At 67.1% G+C, this 18,694-nt stretch carries 15 protein-coding genes; 7 read left to right on the top strand and 8 right to left on the bottom strand.

All coding sequences use genetic code 11. From position 1 onward, the window contains the following. Positions 1-85: 85 nt before the first annotated feature. On the bottom strand, positions 86-1,369 hold the full coding sequence (locus U4Y91_RS28210) for an MFS transporter (RefSeq protein WP_321807834.1): 1,284 nt from the start codon (positions 1,367-1,369) through the stop codon (positions 86-88). Between the two features lie 217 nt (positions 1,370-1,586). On the opposite strand from U4Y91_RS28210, the gene U4Y91_RS28205 reads away from it, so the two are divergent. Beyond that, positions 1,587-2,210 carry a TetR/AcrR family transcriptional regulator gene (locus U4Y91_RS28205; RefSeq protein ID WP_321807833.1) on the top strand — a complete coding sequence of 208 codons (624 nt, stop codon included), beginning with the start codon at positions 1,587-1,589 and terminating at the stop codon, positions 2,208-2,210. A gap of 82 nt (positions 2,211-2,292) precedes the next feature. After that, a complete protein-coding gene (locus tag U4Y91_RS28200; protein WP_124487886.1) occupies positions 2,293-2,865 on the top strand; it encodes a DUF1415 domain-containing protein in 573 nt (190 codons plus the stop codon). A 20-nt stretch (positions 2,866-2,885) separates the two neighbouring features. Here U4Y91_RS28200 and U4Y91_RS28195 read toward each other — a convergent pair whose 3' ends face one another. The 5 genes from U4Y91_RS28195 to U4Y91_RS28175 all read right to left on the bottom strand — a co-directional run bounded on the left by U4Y91_RS28195 (position 2,886) and on the right by U4Y91_RS28175 (position 6,320). Continuing rightward, positions 2,886-3,059, bottom strand: a complete 174-nt coding sequence (locus tag U4Y91_RS28195) for a hypothetical protein (RefSeq protein WP_321807832.1) — start codon at positions 3,057-3,059, stop codon at positions 2,886-2,888. Between the two features lie 14 nt (positions 3,060-3,073). Beyond that, positions 3,074-3,964 (bottom strand): SAM-dependent methyltransferase, encoded by an 891-nt coding sequence (locus U4Y91_RS28190; RefSeq protein ID WP_321807831.1) that lies wholly within the window; start codon positions 3,962-3,964, stop codon positions 3,074-3,076. A gap of 89 nt (positions 3,965-4,053) precedes the next feature. Then, positions 4,054-5,187 carry a class I SAM-dependent methyltransferase gene (locus U4Y91_RS28185; RefSeq protein ID WP_321807830.1) on the bottom strand — a complete coding sequence of 378 codons (1,134 nt, stop codon included), beginning with the start codon at positions 5,185-5,187 and terminating at the stop codon, positions 4,054-4,056. 138 nt (positions 5,188-5,325) lie between these two features. After that, the gene (locus U4Y91_RS28180) at positions 5,326-5,658 is read right to left on the bottom strand and encodes a YegP family protein (protein ID WP_257775227.1); all 333 of its coding nucleotides are present in this window, start codon (positions 5,656-5,658) and stop codon (positions 5,326-5,328) included. A 167-nt stretch (positions 5,659-5,825) separates the two neighbouring features. Further along, positions 5,826-6,320, bottom strand: a complete 495-nt coding sequence (locus U4Y91_RS28175; RefSeq protein WP_321807829.1) for an LEA type 2 family protein — start codon at positions 6,318-6,320, stop codon at positions 5,826-5,828. Positions 6,321-6,964: 644 nt separating this feature from the next. On the opposite strand from U4Y91_RS28175, the gene U4Y91_RS28170 reads away from it, so the two are divergent. Beyond that, positions 6,965-9,133, top strand: a complete 2,169-nt coding sequence (locus U4Y91_RS28170; RefSeq protein ID WP_321807828.1) for a M1 family metallopeptidase — start codon at positions 6,965-6,967, stop codon at positions 9,131-9,133. Between the two features lie 181 nt (positions 9,134-9,314). Here U4Y91_RS28170 and U4Y91_RS28165 read toward each other — a convergent pair whose 3' ends face one another. Further along, complete coding sequence (locus tag U4Y91_RS28165) at positions 9,315-10,343, bottom strand: transporter (protein ID WP_321807827.1); 1,029 nt, start codon at positions 10,341-10,343, stop codon at positions 9,315-9,317. 205 nt (positions 10,344-10,548) lie between these two features. Continuing rightward, positions 10,549-11,514, bottom strand: a complete 966-nt coding sequence (locus U4Y91_RS28160) for a phage tail protein (protein WP_321807826.1) — start codon at positions 11,512-11,514, stop codon at positions 10,549-10,551. A 121-nt stretch (positions 11,515-11,635) separates the two neighbouring features. Here U4Y91_RS28160 and U4Y91_RS28155 point away from each other — a divergent pair, with 121 nt between their 5' ends. The 4 genes from U4Y91_RS28155 to U4Y91_RS28140 all read left to right on the top strand — a co-directional run bounded on the left by U4Y91_RS28155 (position 11,636) and on the right by U4Y91_RS28140 (position 18,671). Then, on the top strand, positions 11,636-12,481 hold the full coding sequence (locus U4Y91_RS28155; protein ID WP_257775223.1) for a M15 family metallopeptidase: 846 nt from the start codon (positions 11,636-11,638) through the stop codon (positions 12,479-12,481). A gap of 301 nt (positions 12,482-12,782) precedes the next feature. After that, positions 12,783-16,724 carry a type VI secretion system membrane subunit TssM gene (gene tssM / locus U4Y91_RS28150; protein ID WP_321807825.1) on the top strand — a complete coding sequence of 1,314 codons (3,942 nt, stop codon included), beginning with the start codon at positions 12,783-12,785 and terminating at the stop codon, positions 16,722-16,724. Further along, on the top strand, positions 16,721-17,710 hold the full coding sequence (gene tagF, locus U4Y91_RS28145; RefSeq protein ID WP_057924723.1) for a type VI secretion system-associated protein TagF: 990 nt from the start codon (positions 16,721-16,723) through the stop codon (positions 17,708-17,710). Before tssM ends, tagF begins: the two co-directional genes overlap by 4 nt. 4 nt (positions 17,711-17,714) lie before the next feature. Beyond that, complete coding sequence (locus U4Y91_RS28140) at positions 17,715-18,671, top strand: OmpA family protein (RefSeq protein ID WP_321807824.1); 957 nt, start codon at positions 17,715-17,717, stop codon at positions 18,669-18,671. Positions 18,672-18,694: the final 23 nt, after the last annotated feature.

Below are 18,694 nucleotides of genomic sequence, written 5' to 3'. Positions count from 1 at the left end.
CCGCGCAATGCAAATCACCGATCCTGCATTGACCGGCTGCATTGATCGGCCGGCCCACGCGCGCGGGGCGGCCAGGTCGCCGCGCTCAGGCGGCCTGCGCGGCCGCGCGGGACGGGCCGCGATTGATCCGCAGCACGATCAGCGCACCGACGATGCAAAGCGCGCCCGAGATCATCGACGCGATCGTATAGGTGCCGAGGCTCGCGCGCAGCAGCCCCGCGCCGAGCGCCGCGAACGCCGCGCCCAGTTGGTGGCCGGCGACGATCCAGCCGAACACGACCGGCGCCGCGGCCTTGCCGAACACGTCGGTGGCCAGCCGCACGGTCGGCGGCACGGTCGCGATCCAGTCGAGCCCGTAGAACATCGCGAACAGCGGCAGACCGAAGAAGTCGATGCCGAACGCATGCGGCAGGTAGATCAACGACAGCCCGCGCAGCCCGTAGTACCAGAACAGCAGCACGCGGTTGTCGTAGCGGTCGGACAGCCAGCCCGACAGCGTCGTGCCGAACAGGTCGAACACGCCCATCGCGGCGAGCAGCGAGGCGCCCTGCACTTCGGTCATCCCGTAATCGCTGCACATCGCGATCAGGTGCGTGCCGACGTAGCCGTTGGTGCTCGCGCCGCAGATGAAGAAGCTGAAGAACAGCAGCCAGAAGTCGCGCGAGCGGCTCGCCGTCAGCAGCGTGCGGAACGCGACCGCGAGCGGGTTCTCCTTCGTCGCGTCGGGCGCCGCCGGCGCGTCGGCCGGCTCTCCGTACGGACGCAGCTGCACGTCGGCCGGCCGCTCGGGCAGCAGGAACGCGACCAGCGGAATCACGATCGCGGCCGCCACCGCGACGACCAGCACGACCGGCCGCCAGCCATGGCGCTGCGCGATCGCCGCGAGCATCGGCAGGAACACGAGCTGGCCGGTGGCCGTGCTCGCGGTCAGGATGCCCATCACGAGGCCGCGCCGCGCATGGAACCAGCGTGTGACGAAGGTCGCGGACAGCGTCAGCGCGACGACGCCGGTCGAGCAGCCGACCATCAGCCCCCAGATCACGACCATCTGCCAGCTCTGCGTCATCATCGACGACAGCGCGACGCCCGCGCCCATCGTCACCAGCGCGGTCAGGATCGTCGGCCGCAGCCCGAAACGCTGCATCGCCGCGGCCGCGAACGGGCCCGTCAGGCCGTACAGCGCGATGTTCACCGAGATCGCCAGCGAAATCGCCGCGCGGCTCCAGCCGAGTTCGCGCTCGAGCGGCACCATCAGCACGCTCGGCGTCGCGCGCGTGCCGGCCGCCGCCAGCAGGATCAGGAAAACCACCGCTGCCGCGAGCCATCCGTAGTGGAAGCGCCCGCCGATTCGTGTCACTGCCCAGTTCATGTTGTCGCTCTCCAGTTGGCGGGCCCGCGCTCGCGCGCCTGCCCCGCCTCACCTCCGGGCCACCTCCGCCGCACGCTGCATCGGCTGACCCGGGCCGATACCTGGCATTTGTCTGTCGATCCGGGCAGCATTGTTACCGCTCGGTCACAAGTGTGTTGCGATCGTAGTGACCAGTCGGTAACATGTCAAGCAATTCATCACGCAGTCGAGGGTCATCATGTCGGGCATCGAGGCCGCCAACAAGCCGCCGGCACGCCGCACGCGCCAGCCGATCGCCGCGGCCGCCGCGCAGGAACACCTGCTGCGCGCCGCGGAGGAGCTGTTTTACAAGGAAGGGGTGCGCGCGGTCGGCGTCGAGGCGGTCGTGGAGCGCGCGGGCGTCAACAAGATGAGCCTGTACCGCCAGTTCTCGTCGAAGGACGAGCTGATCCTCGCGTATCTGGAACGGATGGATGCGTGCTTCTTCGAGCGTCTCGATTCGAGCGTCGCGAAGCATCCGGGCCAGCCGAAGGCGCAATTGATCCAGTATTTCGTCGATCTGGCCGATCGCGCGACGCAGAAGGACTATCGTGGCTGCCCGTTCGTCAACGTCGCGGCTGAATTCCCGGATACGTCGCATCCGGCGCGCGAGCGCGTCGCGCAGAACAAGGAACAGCTGATGAAGCGGCTCGTCGAGTTGTGCGAAGGCGCGGGCGCCCGGCAGCCGAAAGCGCTCGCCGATGCGCTCGCGCTCATCGTCGAAGGCATCTACGCGGCCAGCCAGACCTACCGGCACGGCGAAACGCCGATCGGCACCGCGCCCGCGCTGGCCACGCAGCTGATCGAAGCCGCCTGCGCGTGACAGGCGGCGCACGCCCCAACCCGGCGTGCCCGCTCCGGCTACAATGCGGCCCTCGCTGCCGCTTCGCCCGACCGCCTCCGCCATGACCGATACCCGCCCCGACTCGCACGACGACATCCTCGCCGCCACGCGGCATTGGCTCGCGCGCGCGGTGATCGGACTCAATCTGTGCCCGTTCGCGAAGAGCGTCTATGTGAAGGAACAGGTACGCTATGCGATCAGCGAAGCGACGACGCTCGAGGACGCGCTCGCCGATCTCGAAACCGAACTGCGCGCGCTCGAAGCAGCGGATCCGCAGCAGGTCGACACGACGCTCGTGATCTATCCGCGCGCGTTCGCGGATTTCGTCGACTACAACGATGCGCTGTTCTTCGCCGAGCGGCTCGTGCGGCAACTGCGACTCGACGGCGTGCTGCAGATCGCGAGCTTCCATCCCGAGTACCGGTTCGAAGGCAGCGAAGCCGACGACATCGAGAACTACACGAACCGCGCGCCGTATCCGATCCTGCATCTGCTGCGCGAGGACAGCATCGCGCGCGCGGTCGATGCGTTCCCGGACGCATCCGCGATCTACGAGAAAAACCAGGAAACGCTGCGCCGCCTCGGCCACGATGGCTGGCGTGAATGGATGCGCCGGCCGGGCGACGACGTCTGACGCCATCGCGCGACGGGGGGCTACCGCGCGGCAAACGGGCCGCGCGTCAGCCGGCTCGGTTCGGTCGGTTCGGTCGGTTCGGTCGGTTCGGTCGGTTCGGTCGGTTCGGTCGGTTCGGTCGGTTCGGTCGGTTCGGTCGGTTCGGTCGGTTCGGTCGGTTCGGTCGGTTCGGTCGGTTCGGTCGGTTCGCTCAATCCGCTCAATCCGCTCAATCCGCGCCCGGCTCGACGGCCTCGCCGGCCGCCGCCGCGGGCGCCGGCGCGAAGAAGCGCTCGTTCAGTTCGGCGAGCCCGAACATGCCGAGGATCTCGTTCAGCCGCTCGCCGGGCTTGCGGCGCGGCAGGTTCTTGTACTGCGCGATGATCAGCTCGTTCTTCATCGAATGCTCCCAGCCGACCAGCTCGGTCACGCTCACCTGGTAGCCGTGCGCCTCGAGCTGCAGGCAGCGCAGCACGTTGGTGATCTGACTGCCGAATTCGCGCGTATGCAGCGGATGCCGCCACACTTCCGTCAGCGCGTTCGCGAGCGACTTGCCCTTGTTCTTGCGCAGCACGCCCGCGACCTCCGCCTGGCAGCACGGCACCAGCACGATGTGCTGCGCGCGCTTCGCGAGCGCGAACCGGATCGCATCGTCGGTCGCCGTGTCGCACGCATGCAGCGCGGTGACGACGTCGACCGTTTCGGGCAGCTTCGGCGACGTGATCGAATCGGCGACCGACAGGTTCAGGAACGACATCCCGCCGAATCCGAGCCGCGCGGCGAGTTCGGTGGAGCGCGTGACGAGTTCCTCGCGCGTCTCGATCCCGTACACGTGCGACGCGAACGCCGGCGTGCCGTGCCCCGGCTGCTGCTTGAAGAACAGGTCGTACAGGATGAAGCCGAGATACGACTTGCCGGCGCCGTGATCGACGAGCGTCACGCCGCCCTTGTCGGCCTGCACGCTCGAGAGCAGCGGCTCGATGAACTGGAACAGGTGATAGACCTGCTTCAGCTTGCGGCGGCTGTCCTGGTTCAGCTTGCCGTCGCGGGTCAGGATGTGCAGTTCCTTCAGCAGTTCGACGGACTGCTCCGGACGGATTTCGTAGGTCTTGTTCGACATTGTGAAACGGCGCCGGGCCACGGTCGGTCGACCACGGCCCGGCGGCGGGAATTCGTGAGGAATGGCGACAGTTTACCGAAAATACGCGATCAGGCTCGCGCGCCGAGCCGCCAGAGCGACGTGACCTCGGCACGGCGCGCCGCGTGCAGCGGGTCGTCCGCGTCGGCCGACTTCGGGTGTGCGGGGCGGATGTCTTCGCGGCCGAGCACGACGAGGCCGGCTTCGTCGATCCATTGCAGCAACGTGTCGCGCGGCCGCAGGCCGAGATGCTCGGCAAAATCGGACAGGATCAGCCAGCCTTCGCCGCCCGGTTCGAGATGGTCGGCAAGCCCCGCAAGGAAACCGCGCAGCATGCGGCTGTCGGCATCGTAGACCGCGTATTCGATCGGCGCGCTCGGACGGGCCGGCACCCACGGCGGGTTGCAGACGACGAGCGGCGCGCGGCCGGCCGGAAACAGGTCGGCTTCGACGACGTCGACGCGACCGGCATGACCGAGCCGCGCGACGTTCTCGCGGGCGCATGCGAGCGCACGCGGATCCTGGTCGGTCGCGACGATACGCTCGACGCCGCGCGACGCGAGCACGGCCGCGAGCACGCCGGTACCTGTGCCGATGTCGAACGCGAGCGACATCGCGGGCAGCGGCGTGCGCGCGACGAGTTCGACGTATTCGCCGCGCACCGGCGAGAACACGCCGTAATGCGGATGGATCGGCGCGCCGCCGAGCGCCGGGATCGGCACGCCCTTCTTGCGCCATTCGTGCGCGCCGACGAGGCCGAGCAGTTCGCGCAGCGACACGACCGACGGCGCGCCGCCCGGGCCGTACGCTTCCTCGCACGCGGCACGCACGTCGGGCGCGCGGCGCAGCGGGATCGTATAGTCGGCGTCGAGCGGGATCAGCAGCATCCCGAGCGTGCGGGCGCGCTGCGATTGCGCGAGCCGGTGCAGGTTGAACGCGTCGACGCCGACCGCGGCCTTCGCCTTCTTCGGCTTGCGTTCGACGCGGCGCGCCATCGCCTGCACGAGCTGGCGTGCATTCTGGAAATCGCCCTGCCAGACGAGCGCGGTGCCCTCGCACGCGAGGCGGTACGCCGCGTCGGCGGTGAGGCGGTCGTCGGCGGGCACGGCGCGCTTCGGCGGCTGCACGCCGGCTTCGGAGCGCCAGCGCACGGCATGTTCGGCGCCGTCGGCGTCGGTCCAGTGGAAAACGGGGAAATCGGTCACGCGAGCTCGGCTACGGTTGGCTTCAGACAGGCGGCGCTACCGGAGTGCACCGCGCGGACCACACCATACCGCGCTTTGCCCGCGCGGCAAAGCGCGGGCGACCGCCCTGGCCGCCACCCGCGCGATGCTCGCGGCGTGTCAGCTCTGGTCGTCGAGCGCCGCGTCCGGCGCGTTCTGCTTCACCGACGCGATGCCGTTCTCGCGGCCGGCTTCAGCCTTGTACAGCTCGCTCGTGCCGATGATCTCGTGATTGCCGGCCTTCAGGTTGAACATGAACTGGCCGTTGCTCGCGGCCTTGCGCTCGTAGCGCGCGTCGTCCGGCGCGTTCTTGCGCACCGACGCGACGCCGTTTTCCGCCGACGCCTTGGTCTTGTACAGCTCGCTGCGCAGAATGATCTCGCCGTTGGCGGCCTTCAGGTGGAACAGGAACTGCCCGTCGTTCGCTTTCTTGATGACGAATTTCGCTGCCATGGTGCCCTCTCGAAAAAGTCGTCCGGCCCTCCGGACTGAGGCAGTCTAAACGCGATTGCAGCGCAAAACGTAAGGCGCGCGAAACACGATCGTCAGGAATCGTCAGACGGCGCTGCGATTGCGCCGCTTCGTCCGGCCCGGCATCCCGGGCGTCGCGCTGGCATCGTCTAGCCGCCCCACCCCGGCGTCGCCGGCATGCGCAACGTGCCCGCATCGCTGAAACGCACGGTGCCGAGCACGCCGCCGGCGAGCCGGCCGCGCAGCGCGTACGGCAACTCGCCGCTGGCCGCCGCGCCGGGCAGGTTCCACGCCTGCCGCGCGGCGGCGAACGCCGACACCGAAACGGGCACGTCGATCACGGCCTCGCCGAAGCGCGGCACGACGCCCGAGCGATCGCTGACGCCGCTCGCGAACGGCGTGCCGTTCAGGTCGAGCGCGACCGAAATGCCGTCGTATTCGATCGGCGTGTCATTCGGGTTCTGCACGCGCAGCTTCAGGCTGAAGCGCATCTCGAGGCCCTGTCCGGCCAGCGGGTCGAGCCCGGCGACGGTCACGCTCACGGGCTCGCGCGTCAGGCCCGCGCAACCGCCGAGCGCGAAGACGGCGGCGAACAGCAGCAGCATCGCGTGCAGCGGCGCGATACGGAACAGGGCTCGTGGCATGGGCTGGCCTCCTTGCGGCAATCGATCGACGGGTCGTCGCCGCATTGTACCGAGCGCGCCGCGCCACACCCTGATTCGTAGTTTTCGCGCACCGGCGAGATCGTTAATAGATTAAAACTACGGAAACGAGCAGCTAAACGGAAAGCGAATTAATGCCTCCCAGCATTCAATGTCACGCGAGAAATTCAATCGAATCAATTTCTAATTTTTTCGTTTCCTTTACCCAAAACCATCAAGTATATTTACGCATCCTTCGAGCAGGCCGACAAACCTTCAAGCCGTATGACGGCGATTTTACGGAACGGCGACACGCCGTCCTTCCGTCCTGCGGCCTGGTACGGCCAGCCCCGTGGGTCGTCGGTTCAAAGGGAATGCACGCCCGCACAGGGCGGGCGGCCCCGTGTCGTGCGCGCGAAATCAATTCAGTACAACCCGCGCCCGGCCATTTTGAACCGGCCAGTTAACCGACATCCGGAAACACAGAGGGGGCAGTAAACCATGATTACCTTCACGTAGTCGGCCGGCCGTCTTTTCGAATAATCCGTCATTGGCATTTCTCGTCGCCGTTGATTAACAGCGAGGGATTCCTTTTGCCGGCGTTTTCGCAGCACTGAACGATTCTTTCAACAATCGAGGTTTCAGTCATGTCGATCAACATTCACAAGATGCGTTACCTGCCGCTGGTTGCCGCACTCGCGCTCGCCGGGTGCGGCGGCGACGACAGCGGCGTCGGCTCGGCTTCCGCACTCAGCTCCGCCGGCGCGCCGCACTCGAGCTCGTCGCCCGCCGCCAACACCCCGCCGTCAGCGTCCAACGTCGACAAGAGCGTGTCGCCTGTCGAGCTGCCGGACACCGTGGTACCGGTCAACTACCGGCTGTGGTTCCGCCCGAACGATGCGCTGAACGCGTTCGACGGGCGCGCCGACGTCGAGATCAAGGTGCTGAAGCCGGTCAACAACATCGTGATCGCCGGCCACCGGATCAAGTTCACGAACGGCCGCATCACGCTGCAGCCGGGCAACATCCAGCTGATCGCGACGCCGCAGGACAAGGGCGACTTCTACCAGCTGCGCCCCGTGGCCGGCACGATCTCGCCGGGCAACTATTCGCTGCACATGGAGTGGTCGGGCATCATCAACTTCAAGTCGTACGACGATCCGGCCACGCAGACGGGCGGCAGCTGCGGCGACGATCCGTATCCGGGCTGCTCGGCCGCCGAAGGCGTGTTCCGCGTCGACCTGAAGAGCACCGACGGCACGACGAGCGGCGCGATCCTCACGCAGGGCGAAACCAACCTGTCGCGCCAATGGTTCCCGGGCTGGGACGAACCGGCCTTCCGGCCGACCTATGAAGTGACGGCCGAAGTGCCGCAGAACTGGCGCGTCGTGTCGAACGCGGCCGAGAAGCCGTCGACCAACGTCGGCGGCGGCTACAAGCTCGTGCAGTTCGAGAAGACCCCGCCGATGCCGTCGTACCTGCTGTTCTTCGGCGGCGGCCTGTTCGATACCTACGAGGACGACTTCTCGAGCCCGCTGCCGGGCGGCAAGGGCGGCTTGCACCTGCGCGTGTTCACGCCGCCGGGCATGAGCGACTGGGCCAAGCCGGCGATGGACCGCACCAAGCAGGCGCTCGATTTCTATTACCGCTACACGGGCATCCCGCTGCCGCTGACGAAGTTCGATACGGTGGCCGCGAACGACGCGTTCAAGGAGCAGAAGGACCTGAACTTCGGCGGGATGGAGAACTGGGGGTCGATCCTCGAGTTCGCCGACGACATCCTGCCGCAACCGGGCCAGCCGATGTCGCGCTACGGTAACGAGGTGCTGACGCACGAGGTCGCGCACCAGTGGTTCGGCGATCTCGTCACGGCCGACTGGTGGGACAACGTCTGGCTCAACGAGTCGTTCGCGACGTTCTTCGAGACGAAGACGACGATCCAGTTCTTCCCCGACGAGTTCAGCTGGCTCGACCAGGTGAAGAACAAGTACCGCGTGATCAATCGCGACATCGGCCCGAACGCGTTCCCGGTCGCGCCGAACTTCAACGACTGGGCGTCGAACGACTTCGTGCTGAGCGCGAGCGCGTTCACGTACGACAAGGGCGGCCATGTGCTGAAGACGCTCGAGAACTATCTCGGCGAGCAGACGCTGCGAAAGGGCCTGCAACAATACCTGGTCGACTACTCGTTCGGCAACGGCACGCCGAAGCGCCTGTGGGATGCGCTGTCGAAGGAAAGCGGTCAGGCGGTCGGCCCGATCGGCGACAGCTACGTGCGCCAGACGGGCGTGCCGCTGATCTCGCTCGACACGCAGTGCGACATGACGAAGAACCAGACGGTCGTCACGCTGAAACAGCAGCCGTTCCCGAACAAGAACGCGTATCCGGGCCTGCAGTGGACGGTACCGATCACGCTCGCGTACGGCCAGGGGCTCGCGAAACACACGACGCTCGCGCTGAAGGATACGCAGACGCAGACGCGGATCGACGGCTGCACGGGCGTGGTCGCGGATCCGAGCGGTCTCGACTACTACGTCGTGAACTACAGCGACGCCGCGTGGAGCGGCCTGCTCACGCAGGTCAACAGCTCGGTCGATCCGGTGCTGCTCGCGAACCTGAAGAGCGAGGCCGCGCTGCTCGTCGCGAACAATCTCGCGCCGGCATCGCGTTCGACGTCGATCGGCTCGGTCGCTTCGCCGGCCGCGATGAAGCTGCGCCAGACGCCGAGCTTCGGCGGCATCGCGCCGACGGTGAAGGAACGTCCGTCGCTGCGCTACCAGGGCATGTTCAAGCCGCGCAAGACGCTGGTTCAGTAACGTGGTCCGGCCGGCCGGTGCCGCGCGGTACGCGGCGCCGGCCGGCGTTCGACGCTTCATGTCCCTTCACGTCTCTTCACGTCCTATCGCAGGCCCCGGATGCGGGGCCTGTTTTTTGTTGCCGCCGCGCGCGGCGCCCCGCCAATGCCGGCCTGGCGCCTGTTCACGCCAATAACGGGCCCTAGCGATCGTCGCGCCGGCGAAACGCCCACCACGCGGCGAGCGCGGTAAAGCCCGCGACCAGCAGCACCATCAGCCAGAAGCCGTGCTTGTTCTCCGAGAACGGCACGCCGCCGACGTTCATCCCGAAGAAGCCCGCGACGATGTTGATCGGCAGCGCGATCACGGTCACGAGCGTCAGCGTGAACAGCGTCCGGTTGTTCTGCTCGTCGAGCCGCGAGCCGATCTCTTCCTGTAACAGCTTGATCCGCTCGTTGAGCCCCGACAGATCGGCGAGCACCAGCGAGAACTCTTCGGTCGACTCGCGCAGCTCCTGCACGTCTTCGGCATGCAGCCACGCGGGCGGTTTCGCGAGCAGCCGGAAAATCGAGCCGGGCTCGGGCGCCAGCATGCGCTGCAGCCGCGTCAGCGTGCGGCGCAGCGCGCCGAGCTCGATGCGGTTCGACGTGAGCCGTTGCGACAGGAAGCGATCCTCGATGCGATCGACGTCGATGCTCGTGCGCCGCATGATCTGGATCAGCAGGTCGGCCTGGTCGCGCAGCAGGTGCACGAGCAGTTCGGCCGGCGACCGGAACCGCTCGCCGTCGCGCACGCAGGCGCGCAGCGTATCGACCGAGCGCAGCGGCTTGAGCCGCGCGGTGACCATGATGCGCCGCTCGACGTGGACGAACAGCGTCGCGATTTCCGACGGCGTCAGCTCGAGGTTGAACATCACGTCGTTGACGATCGCGCGCAGCGCGCCGTCCTCCTGCTCGATGCGCGTCGAGCGCGATCCTTCGTGGAGGAATTCGAAGAAGCTGTCGGGCAATCCGAGGTGCGTGCGCATCCAGCGCTCGCTCGCGCCGTGCGCGAGATTGAAGTGCAGCCAGACGAAATCGTCCGATGCGGCCGCATCGCGCTCGCGGCATGCGCGCAGCCATGCGGCGGCCGCGTCGGCATCGAGCATCGCGCCCGATCCGCCCGGGACGAAGCGGAATCCGCACACCATGCCGGACGTATCGGCGCCGTAAGTCTGTACGATCAGGTCCATCGTGTCGAAGGTCGTGCGGCGCTCGCCGCGCCGCGCCTCGCGGATTGCGGCGCCACGCCGGGAAATGGAAGGAAAATGTATGCCCGATGCATGCGGCATTTTCGTGACATTGTCACATACGGCCGTCCGGCGTCAGGCGGCCCCAAAAACAATGCGCCGCCCGGTGGGCGGCGCAGGTGCAACGTGCTGGCTGGCGTGACGCCGGTTACTGCCGCGTCTCCGACTGTGCGGCGGTCGGGCAGGCCGGATCCTTGCCCCAGTGGCCGTCGCAGACGCGCCAGCGGCACAGCTGATCCTCGAAGAAGCCGCGCTCCGCGCAATCCTTCACGCGCGATGCGAGCGAACCGCCCGTCGCGGCGGCCGTCTTGGTCGGCACGACCTGCCCCTTCTGCGCGGCGGCCTTCTTGTCGGACGGCTTCGTGCGGGCGACGAGCGCGGCGAGCAGGTCCGCATCCGGGTCGTCCTTCCCGGATGCCTTCGCGCTCGCGGTACGGGTCGTCGCTTCGCGACGCTTCTTCGCCTGCGCGAGCTCCGCCTGCTGTTCCTTGTGATGCTTGCGAGCCTCCGCCTTCGCGTCGGCCTTCGCATCGGCCTTGCTGCGGGCGGCGACCTTGCCGCTCTTCGCGGCGTCGGCCTTCGCGGATTTCGTCGTCGCCGCTGCTGCGGCAGCCGTCGCGGCAACGGCGCCCGTCGTGGCTGCGCCCGATGCATCGTCGGCACCGTTCGCGAGCGCGCGCGACAAGCGGCTGTTGTCCGCACCCGACGCGCCCGATGCGGACGCAACGGCCTGGGACGCGGCATCGTCGTTGACGATCGTCGCCGTTTGCACGACGAGAGCAGCCGACGCGGCATTCTGCGCGACCTGCACGGCGGCGGCGCTGGCCGGCTCGGCCTTCGCCGGTGCCTGCACGGGCGCGGCGGCCACGACGGCCGCCTCGCCGGATTGCTGCTGCCAGCGCCATGCGCCCCAGCCGCCGACGGCGACCACGAGCGCGACGACGGCCGCGATCGGCCCCTTCAGCGAACGGCGCGGCGGCTCGGCCGGCGGCGTGACACGTCCTTCCAGATTCGCGAGAATGCGCGACTGCTGCGCCCCGCTCCCGCCTGCCGGTTTGGTATCGGATAGCAGGCTGGGCGGGGTTTTCGAATTTGAATTTTCCGGCGCACTCATTCAGCGTCTCATTGAATCCTGGTTTAATTCACCGCGATAATATAGCCCGGCCTCTCAAAGCAGCCTGATTCTAAGAGCAAGCATTGCAAAACACAATCAATTCCAATTTCCGGGGATTTCGTTGATTGCCGTCGCACTCGTCGCCTATTTCGCCCTTGCCGTCGCGGTTGCGGCACTGTTGCTTTTACCGGGTATCCGCGCGACCGTTTTCGAATCCGTCGCCCAGTTTCGCGGCCGCCTGACGCGCCGCGCGAACGATCGCGCCGCACGTACGCGAAGTCAAATTGTTAAATCGGCAACCGTTACGCGCGGCGCATTAAGTGACGTGCAAAATTTACTGATCCGGCGGCGCTTGATGATTATGGTGTCGGCAGGTATTCTTGCGACGCCGCCATTGGTGGCCATTGCGTTACGCGGTCGGCAATTATTTCAGTACGACGACACGGCGCGCGTGCCTGACGAGAAGATCGCCGCGCTGCTGCAGGGCGAACAGCTCGTGCCGCCGCCGCCGTTGCCGCCGGAAGTCTTTGCCACGAAGGAAGTCGAACAGGTGCGGCCGGCGCTGAGAGATGCAAGCCGCGACTGGAACCTGCTGGATCCCGATTTCCGTACGCGTTTGCTGCTGGTCTACAAGATCATGCACGAACAATATGGTTACGAGATGGCGCTGCTGGAAGGTTATCGGAGTCCGGAACGACAGAACCGGCTCGCGCAGATGGGCACCAACGTGACCAATGCGGCGGCCTTCCAGAGTTATCACCAGTTCGGGCTCGCGGCCGACAACGCGTTTCTGCGCGACGGCAAGCTGGTCATTTCCGAGAAAGATCCCTGGGCGATGCGCGGCTACCAGTTGTACGGACAGGTCGCCGAGCAAGTCGGCCTGACCTGGGGAGGCCGTTGGAAAATGATGGATCTCGGGCACGTGGAATACCATAAACCCGGTTTTAAACTGGGACGCGGCAGCTAGTCAGGGCTGCCGGACAAGAAATAATGAGGGCGGCATGGGGCTTTTTAATCACCCGGCAGGAAACGATTTGGGCGGCGCAAACGATCGGGCATTCCGTTGCGCGATTTTTTCAGGTCGCCGCTTCCGTTTAAATTCTCACAACGTCCTTTCATTATTGCGCGCGCCTTCTCCGATGCCGCGGGCGCATTGATGCCAGCCCCCTTCATCCCGTTTGACAGCATGGCGACACATCGCGGCGCCACGCTTGCCGCTCGGCGCGCCTGCGTCGCCTCACCGAATCGCACCGGAACCTGAACGTCCTATGCAACGCATCCTCAACGTGCTGACTCATCCGCGTACGCTCTCGATTGTCGGGATCGTCGCGCTAGCGGCGATTCTCTTCATCGCTGCCGACATGCTGCAGCTGCCGCTCCTGTGGGCGGCGGTCGCCTTCGCGGCGATCCTCGTGCTGTGGCTCGGCGTCGCACTGGTGCGCCGCTGGCGCGTGAAGCGCGCGAACCGGCAGCTCGGCCAGGTGCTGGAAGAGCAGGCGGAAACCGGCAAGATCGCCGCGCCGGCCGCGGCCGCGCTCGCACCCGACACGAAGACCGCCGACCTCGACGTGCTGCGCACGCGCCTGTCCGACGCGGTGAAGACGATCAAGACGTCGAAGATCGGCCAGGTGTCGGGCGGCTCCGCGCTGTACGAACTGCCGTGGTACATCGTGATCGGCAACCCGGCTGCGGGCAAGAGCAGCGCCGTGCTGAACTCCGGCCTGCAGTTTCCGTTCGCGGACAAGAACAGCGCGGTGATCCACGGCATCGGCGGCACGCGTAACTGCGACTGGTTCTTCACGACCGAAGGGATCCTGCTCGACACGGCCGGCCGCTATTCGGTGCACGAGGAAGACCGCAGCGAATGGCTCGGCTTTCTCGGCCTGCTGAAGCGCTATCGTCCGAAGGCGCCGATCAACGGCATCATCGTCACCGCGAGCATCGCCGAACTCACCGGCAACCGCCCCGAATTCGCGATCAACCTCGCGAAGAACCTCCGTCAGCGCGTTCAGGAACTGACGGAAAAGCTCGAGGTGTTCGCGCCGGTCTACGTGATGTTCACGAAGGCCGACCTGATTACCGGCTTCACCGAATTCTTCAGCAGCAGCGACAAGCACGAGTACGACCGCGTGTGGGGCGCCACCCTGCCCTACGAGCCCGATGACAAGCGCGACGTGGTCGCGCAGTTCGACACGCACTTCGAGGAACTCTACGAAGGGCTGAAGGAAATCAGCGTCGCGCAGCTGTCGCTGTCGCGCGGCAACCAGCTGTCGCCGGGCCAGCTGAGCTTCCCGCTCGAATTCTCGACGATCAAGCCGTCGCTGCGCGCGTTCCTCGCGACGCTGTTCGAGAACAACCCGTTCCAGTACAAGCCGATCTTCCGCGGCTTCTACTTCACCAGCGCGCTGCAGGAAGGCGAAACCAACAGCGCCGCCGCGCAGCGCATCGCGCACCGCTTCGGCCTCGACGCGAGCGCGCTGCCGAAGCCGCACAGCGCGTTCTCGAAGAACGGCTTCTTCCTGCGCGACCTGTTCTCGAAGGTGATCTTCGCGGACCGCCAGACCGTGCGCCAGTTCGCGAGCCCGACCAAGACCCGGCTGCGCTACGCGACCTTCTTCGGCTTCGTCGCGGCGCTCGCGCTCGCGCTCGGCGGCTGGACCTGGTCGACGATCGGCAACCAGCAGCTCGTCGCGAACGTGCAGGCCGACCTCGACAACGTCACGCGCCTGCAGCAGGGCCGCAACGACCTGCAGTCGCGCCTGCAGGCGATGGACATCCTGGAAGACCGGATCGAACAGCTCGAACAGTTCCGCCGCGACAAGCCGGTGTCGGTGTCGCTCGGCCTGTACCAGGGCGACCGTCTCGAGCAGCACCTGCTGACCGAGTACTACAACGGCGTGCGCCAGATCCTGCTGGCGCCGGTCTCGCAGAACCTCGCGTCGTTCATGAAGGACGTGAACGCGCACCCCGAACAGCTCGTGCCGATGACGCGCCCGCCGGAATCGGGTGCCGTGCAGGGCGGCGCGATTCCCGTGTCGACGAACCCGCCGGGCGCCACGCCGCTCGCCGTCGCCGCGCAAGGCGCATCCGCGGCGGTCGCCGCCGCGCCGCAACAGCCGGCCGTGCCGCAGGGCGGCCTCTACAGCGACGCGTCGCCGACCAACGTGCAGGACGCGTACAACGCGCTGAAGACCTACCTGATGCTGTCCGACAAGCGTCACGTCGAACAGGCGCACCTGACCGACCAGCTCGCCCGCTTCTGGCGCGGCTGGCTCGAGACGAATCGCGGCAACATGCCGCGCGACGAGATGATCAAGAGCGCCGAGCGCATGATCTCGTTCTATCTCGCCCGCGTGAACGACAACGACTGGCCGATGATCGACGCGAACCTCGCGCTCGTCGACCAGACCCGCGAGAACCTGCGCCGCGTCGTGCGCGGCATGCCGGCCCGCCAGCGCGTCTACGAGGAAATCAAGGCACGCGCGTCGACCCGCTTCGCGCCGATGACCATCGCGCGCATCGTCGGCGACGGCAACCAGGGGCTGGTCGCCGGCAGCTATGCGATTCCGGGCACGTTCACGCGCGAAGCGTGGTTCGACTACGTGCAGCCGGCGATCCGCGACGCGGCGACCAAGGAACTGCAGGCGAAGGACTGGGTGCTGAACACGTCGACGCAGGACGACCTGACGCTGGAAGGCAGCCCCGAGCAGATCCAGAAGACGCTCGTCGGGATGTACAAGACCGAGTACGCGCAGCACTGGCAGAAGTTCATGCAGGGCATCGCGGTGCAGGGCTTCAGCAGCTTCGGTCAGGCCGTCGACGGGATGAACCGCCTCGGCGACCCGCAGGATTCGCCGATCCGCAAGATCCTCGAGACCGCGTACGACCAGACGTCGTGGGACAACCCGTCGCTGGCGAACGTCGCGATCAAGAAGGCGCAGACCGGCGTCGTGAACTGGGTCAAGCAACTGTTCACGCGCTCGCAGGCCGGCCAGGTGGCGGCCGCGAACATCGACATCAACGGCAATCCGGCCGAGGTGCCGATGGGTCCGATCGGCCAGGAGTTCATCGGGCTCGCGCGGATCGTCGCGACGCACGACGGCACGTCGATGCTCAAGGGCTATATGGACTCGCTGTCGAAGGTCCGTACGCGCTTCAACGTGATCAAGAACCAGGGCGACCCCGGCCCCGGCGCGCGCCAGCTGATGCAGCAGACGCTCGACGGCAACGGCTCGGAACTCGCCGATTCGCTGAAGTTCGTCGACGAGCAGATGCTGACCGGCCTCACCGATTCGCAACGCAAGTCGCTGCGTCCGCTGCTGGTGCGGCCGCTGATGCAGGCGTTCTCGGTGGTGATCCAGCCGGCCAGCGCGGAAGTCAACAAGGTATGGAACGCGCAGGTCTACCAGCCGTTCCAGAGCTCGCTCGCGACCAAGTACCCGTTCGCCGCGAACGCGAAGGTCGAGGCCGGCGCCGGTGAAATCGCGCAGGTGTTCGGTCCGGACGGTGCGATCGCGAAGTTCGTCGGCACGACGCTGGGCCCGCTCGCGGTGCGCCGCGGCGACACGCTCGCCGCCCGCACGTGGGGCGACATGGGCATCGGCCTCACGCCTGACTTCACGAACGGCTTCGCGCGCTGGGTCGCCCCGCTTGCCGGCGGCGCCGCAGGCGGCGCGGCCGCGGCGGCCGAACCGCAGACTGTGTTCCAGATCCTGCCGCAGCCGAGCACGGGCACGACGGAATACACGATCGCGATCGACGGCCAGCAACTGCGCTACCGCAACACGCCGCCGCAGTGGACCAACTTCGTGTGGCCGAACCCGCAGGGCTCGCCGGGCGCGACGCTGTCCGCGACGACGTTCGACGGCCGCACGGTGCAGCTCGTCAACGAACCGGGCCGCTACGGTCTCGAGAAGCTGATCAACTCGGCGCAGCGCAAGCGCCGTCCGGACGGCACCTTCGACCTCACGTGGGTCCAGGGCAGCGTGAACGTGTCGGTGACGATGCGCATCATCAGCACGTCGCAGCCGACCAGCGGCGGCGGCGACCAGCCGCAGCAGCAGAGCCTGCGCGGCCTGCAGCTGCCGTCGTCGGTCGCCGACGCGAGCGCGGGCGCCGCGCAAAACGCGACGCAGGCCGGCTCGGGCGCGCCGGCGGCCGCACCGGCCGTCGCGGCCGCCACCGCAACGAACGCACAGGGGGCGCAATGACGCAAACCGTTCAGGCGCAGATCGCCTACTTCGGCAAGATTCCGTCGCGCGGCGACTTCGTGAAGAGCCCGCACAATCCGCAGTTGCTGCAGACGCTCGATCGCTGGATCGCGCAAGCACTCGAACTGCTCGCGGAGGATCCGCGCTGGAAGATCGTCTACGAGGATGCGAAGCCGATGCATTTCGCGTTCCTCGGCTCGCGCAGCAAGCTCGCCATCGCGGGCCACATGGTCGCGAGCCACGACGTGTCGATGCGCCGTTTCCCGTTCCTCGGCGCGACCGCGCTCGAGGTCGACCGGCCGCTCGCGTTCCTCGCGCGCAGCCCGCTCGCGTTCGCGCGGCTGTGGTCGCGCGTCGCCGCGCAGATGCCGCCGCTGCTCGCGAAGGAGGAGCCGCCCGGCGCGCTGCAGGCGCTCGGCGACACGCAGGTGCCGATCGACGTCGGCGGCCCCGGCACATCGCATGACGGCACCTTCAACGACTTCATCGAACACCAGTCGCTGTACGGCCTGCAGCAGATGCTGCTCGAAAGCGGCCATCCGGTGCGGCTGCGCGGCGCGATGCTCGCGCTCGGTTCGCTGTTGCGGCCCGTGATGCAGAGCGGCTCGTCGCACATCGAGCGCGGCCTCACGCTGCCGCTGCCGGTCGACCCGTTCTATCGCAGCCTCGTCGCCGCGTTCTGGCTCGAACTGATCGCACCGTTCGTCGCGCAGGCCGACTTCGAGCTCGCGATCTTCATCGGCACGATCGCCGAACGCGAACGGCTGATCATCGGCTTCAACGGCGCGTCGTCGAAGACGCTGCTGAGCGTCGTCGATCCGCAGACCTACGCCGCCCACAACATCGACATCGACGATCCCGAGTGGATCGACGCCCATGCGCAAAACGATCACCAGATCAGCAAGCTCGTCAGCTATCTCGACCAACCGCAACTCTCGCTGCGCGTCGCCATCGACGCCTTCCGCGAAGCGTTCATCGGAGGCTGACGGGATGCAACGCACGATTCAGGTCCGGCGCACGCGCTTGTCGCCCTTCGTTGCCGCCTTCGCCGCTGCCGGCCTCGTCGCCTGCGGCGCGGCCTATGCGCAGAACACGGGCGGCGCGACCGTCACGCCGGTCGGCAACGGCACGGTCGCGGCCGCCGCCCTGCCCGCGAACCCGAGTCCGAACCCCGGCTCCGCGCCGGCCACGGCGTCCGGCACGGTGGTGCGGGGCACGGCCGGCACGATCGCGCCGCCGCCCGCGAACGCGACGCCCGGCCAGGTGGTGGTCGGCGGCAAGGTGCCCGACGAGGCGACCAAGGCAGCCGTGCTGCAGAAGCTGCGCGACACCTACGGCGCGGCGAACGTGGTCGACCAGGTCGAGGTCGGCGACGTCGCGACGCCGCCGAACTGGAGCGCGAACGTGCAGAAGCTGCTCGGCGCGCAGTTGAAGCAGATCAGCAAAGGCCAGTTGAAGATCAACGGCACGCAGATCGAGATGAAGGGCGAGGTGCACAACGAGGCGCAGCGCCAGCAGCTCGCGAGCGACATGGCGAATACGCTGAACCCGACGTATACGATCAAGAACGGGCTGCGCGTGTCGGCGTCCGAGCAGGGGCTGCTCGACCAGACGCTCGCGAATCGCACGATCGAGTTCGAAACGGGCAGCGCGACGCTCACGCCGCAGGGCAGGCAGATTCTCGATCAGATGGCGGCGGCGCTCGCGAAGATGCAGAACCGCATGGTCGACATCATCGGGCATACCGACAACTCGGGGAACCGGACGTCGAACATCGCGTTGAGCCAAGCGCGCGCGGATGCCGTGAAGGGGTATCTGATCACGAAGAGCATTCAGCCGCAGCAGATGACGACGACGGGGGTCGGGCCGGATCAGCCTATTGCGCCGAATGACACGGCCGAGGGGCGGGCGAGGAATCGGCGGATCGAGTTCCGGGTGGGGCAGTAGGCGGGGCATTCGGGGGCATGTCG

Origin of the sequence: Burkholderia sp. BCC1993 (assembly GCF_905339865.1) — a bacterium.
Classification (GTDB): Bacteria; Pseudomonadota; Gammaproteobacteria; order Burkholderiales; family Burkholderiaceae; genus Burkholderia.
This window is presented reverse-complemented; position numbering and strand designations above follow the sequence as displayed.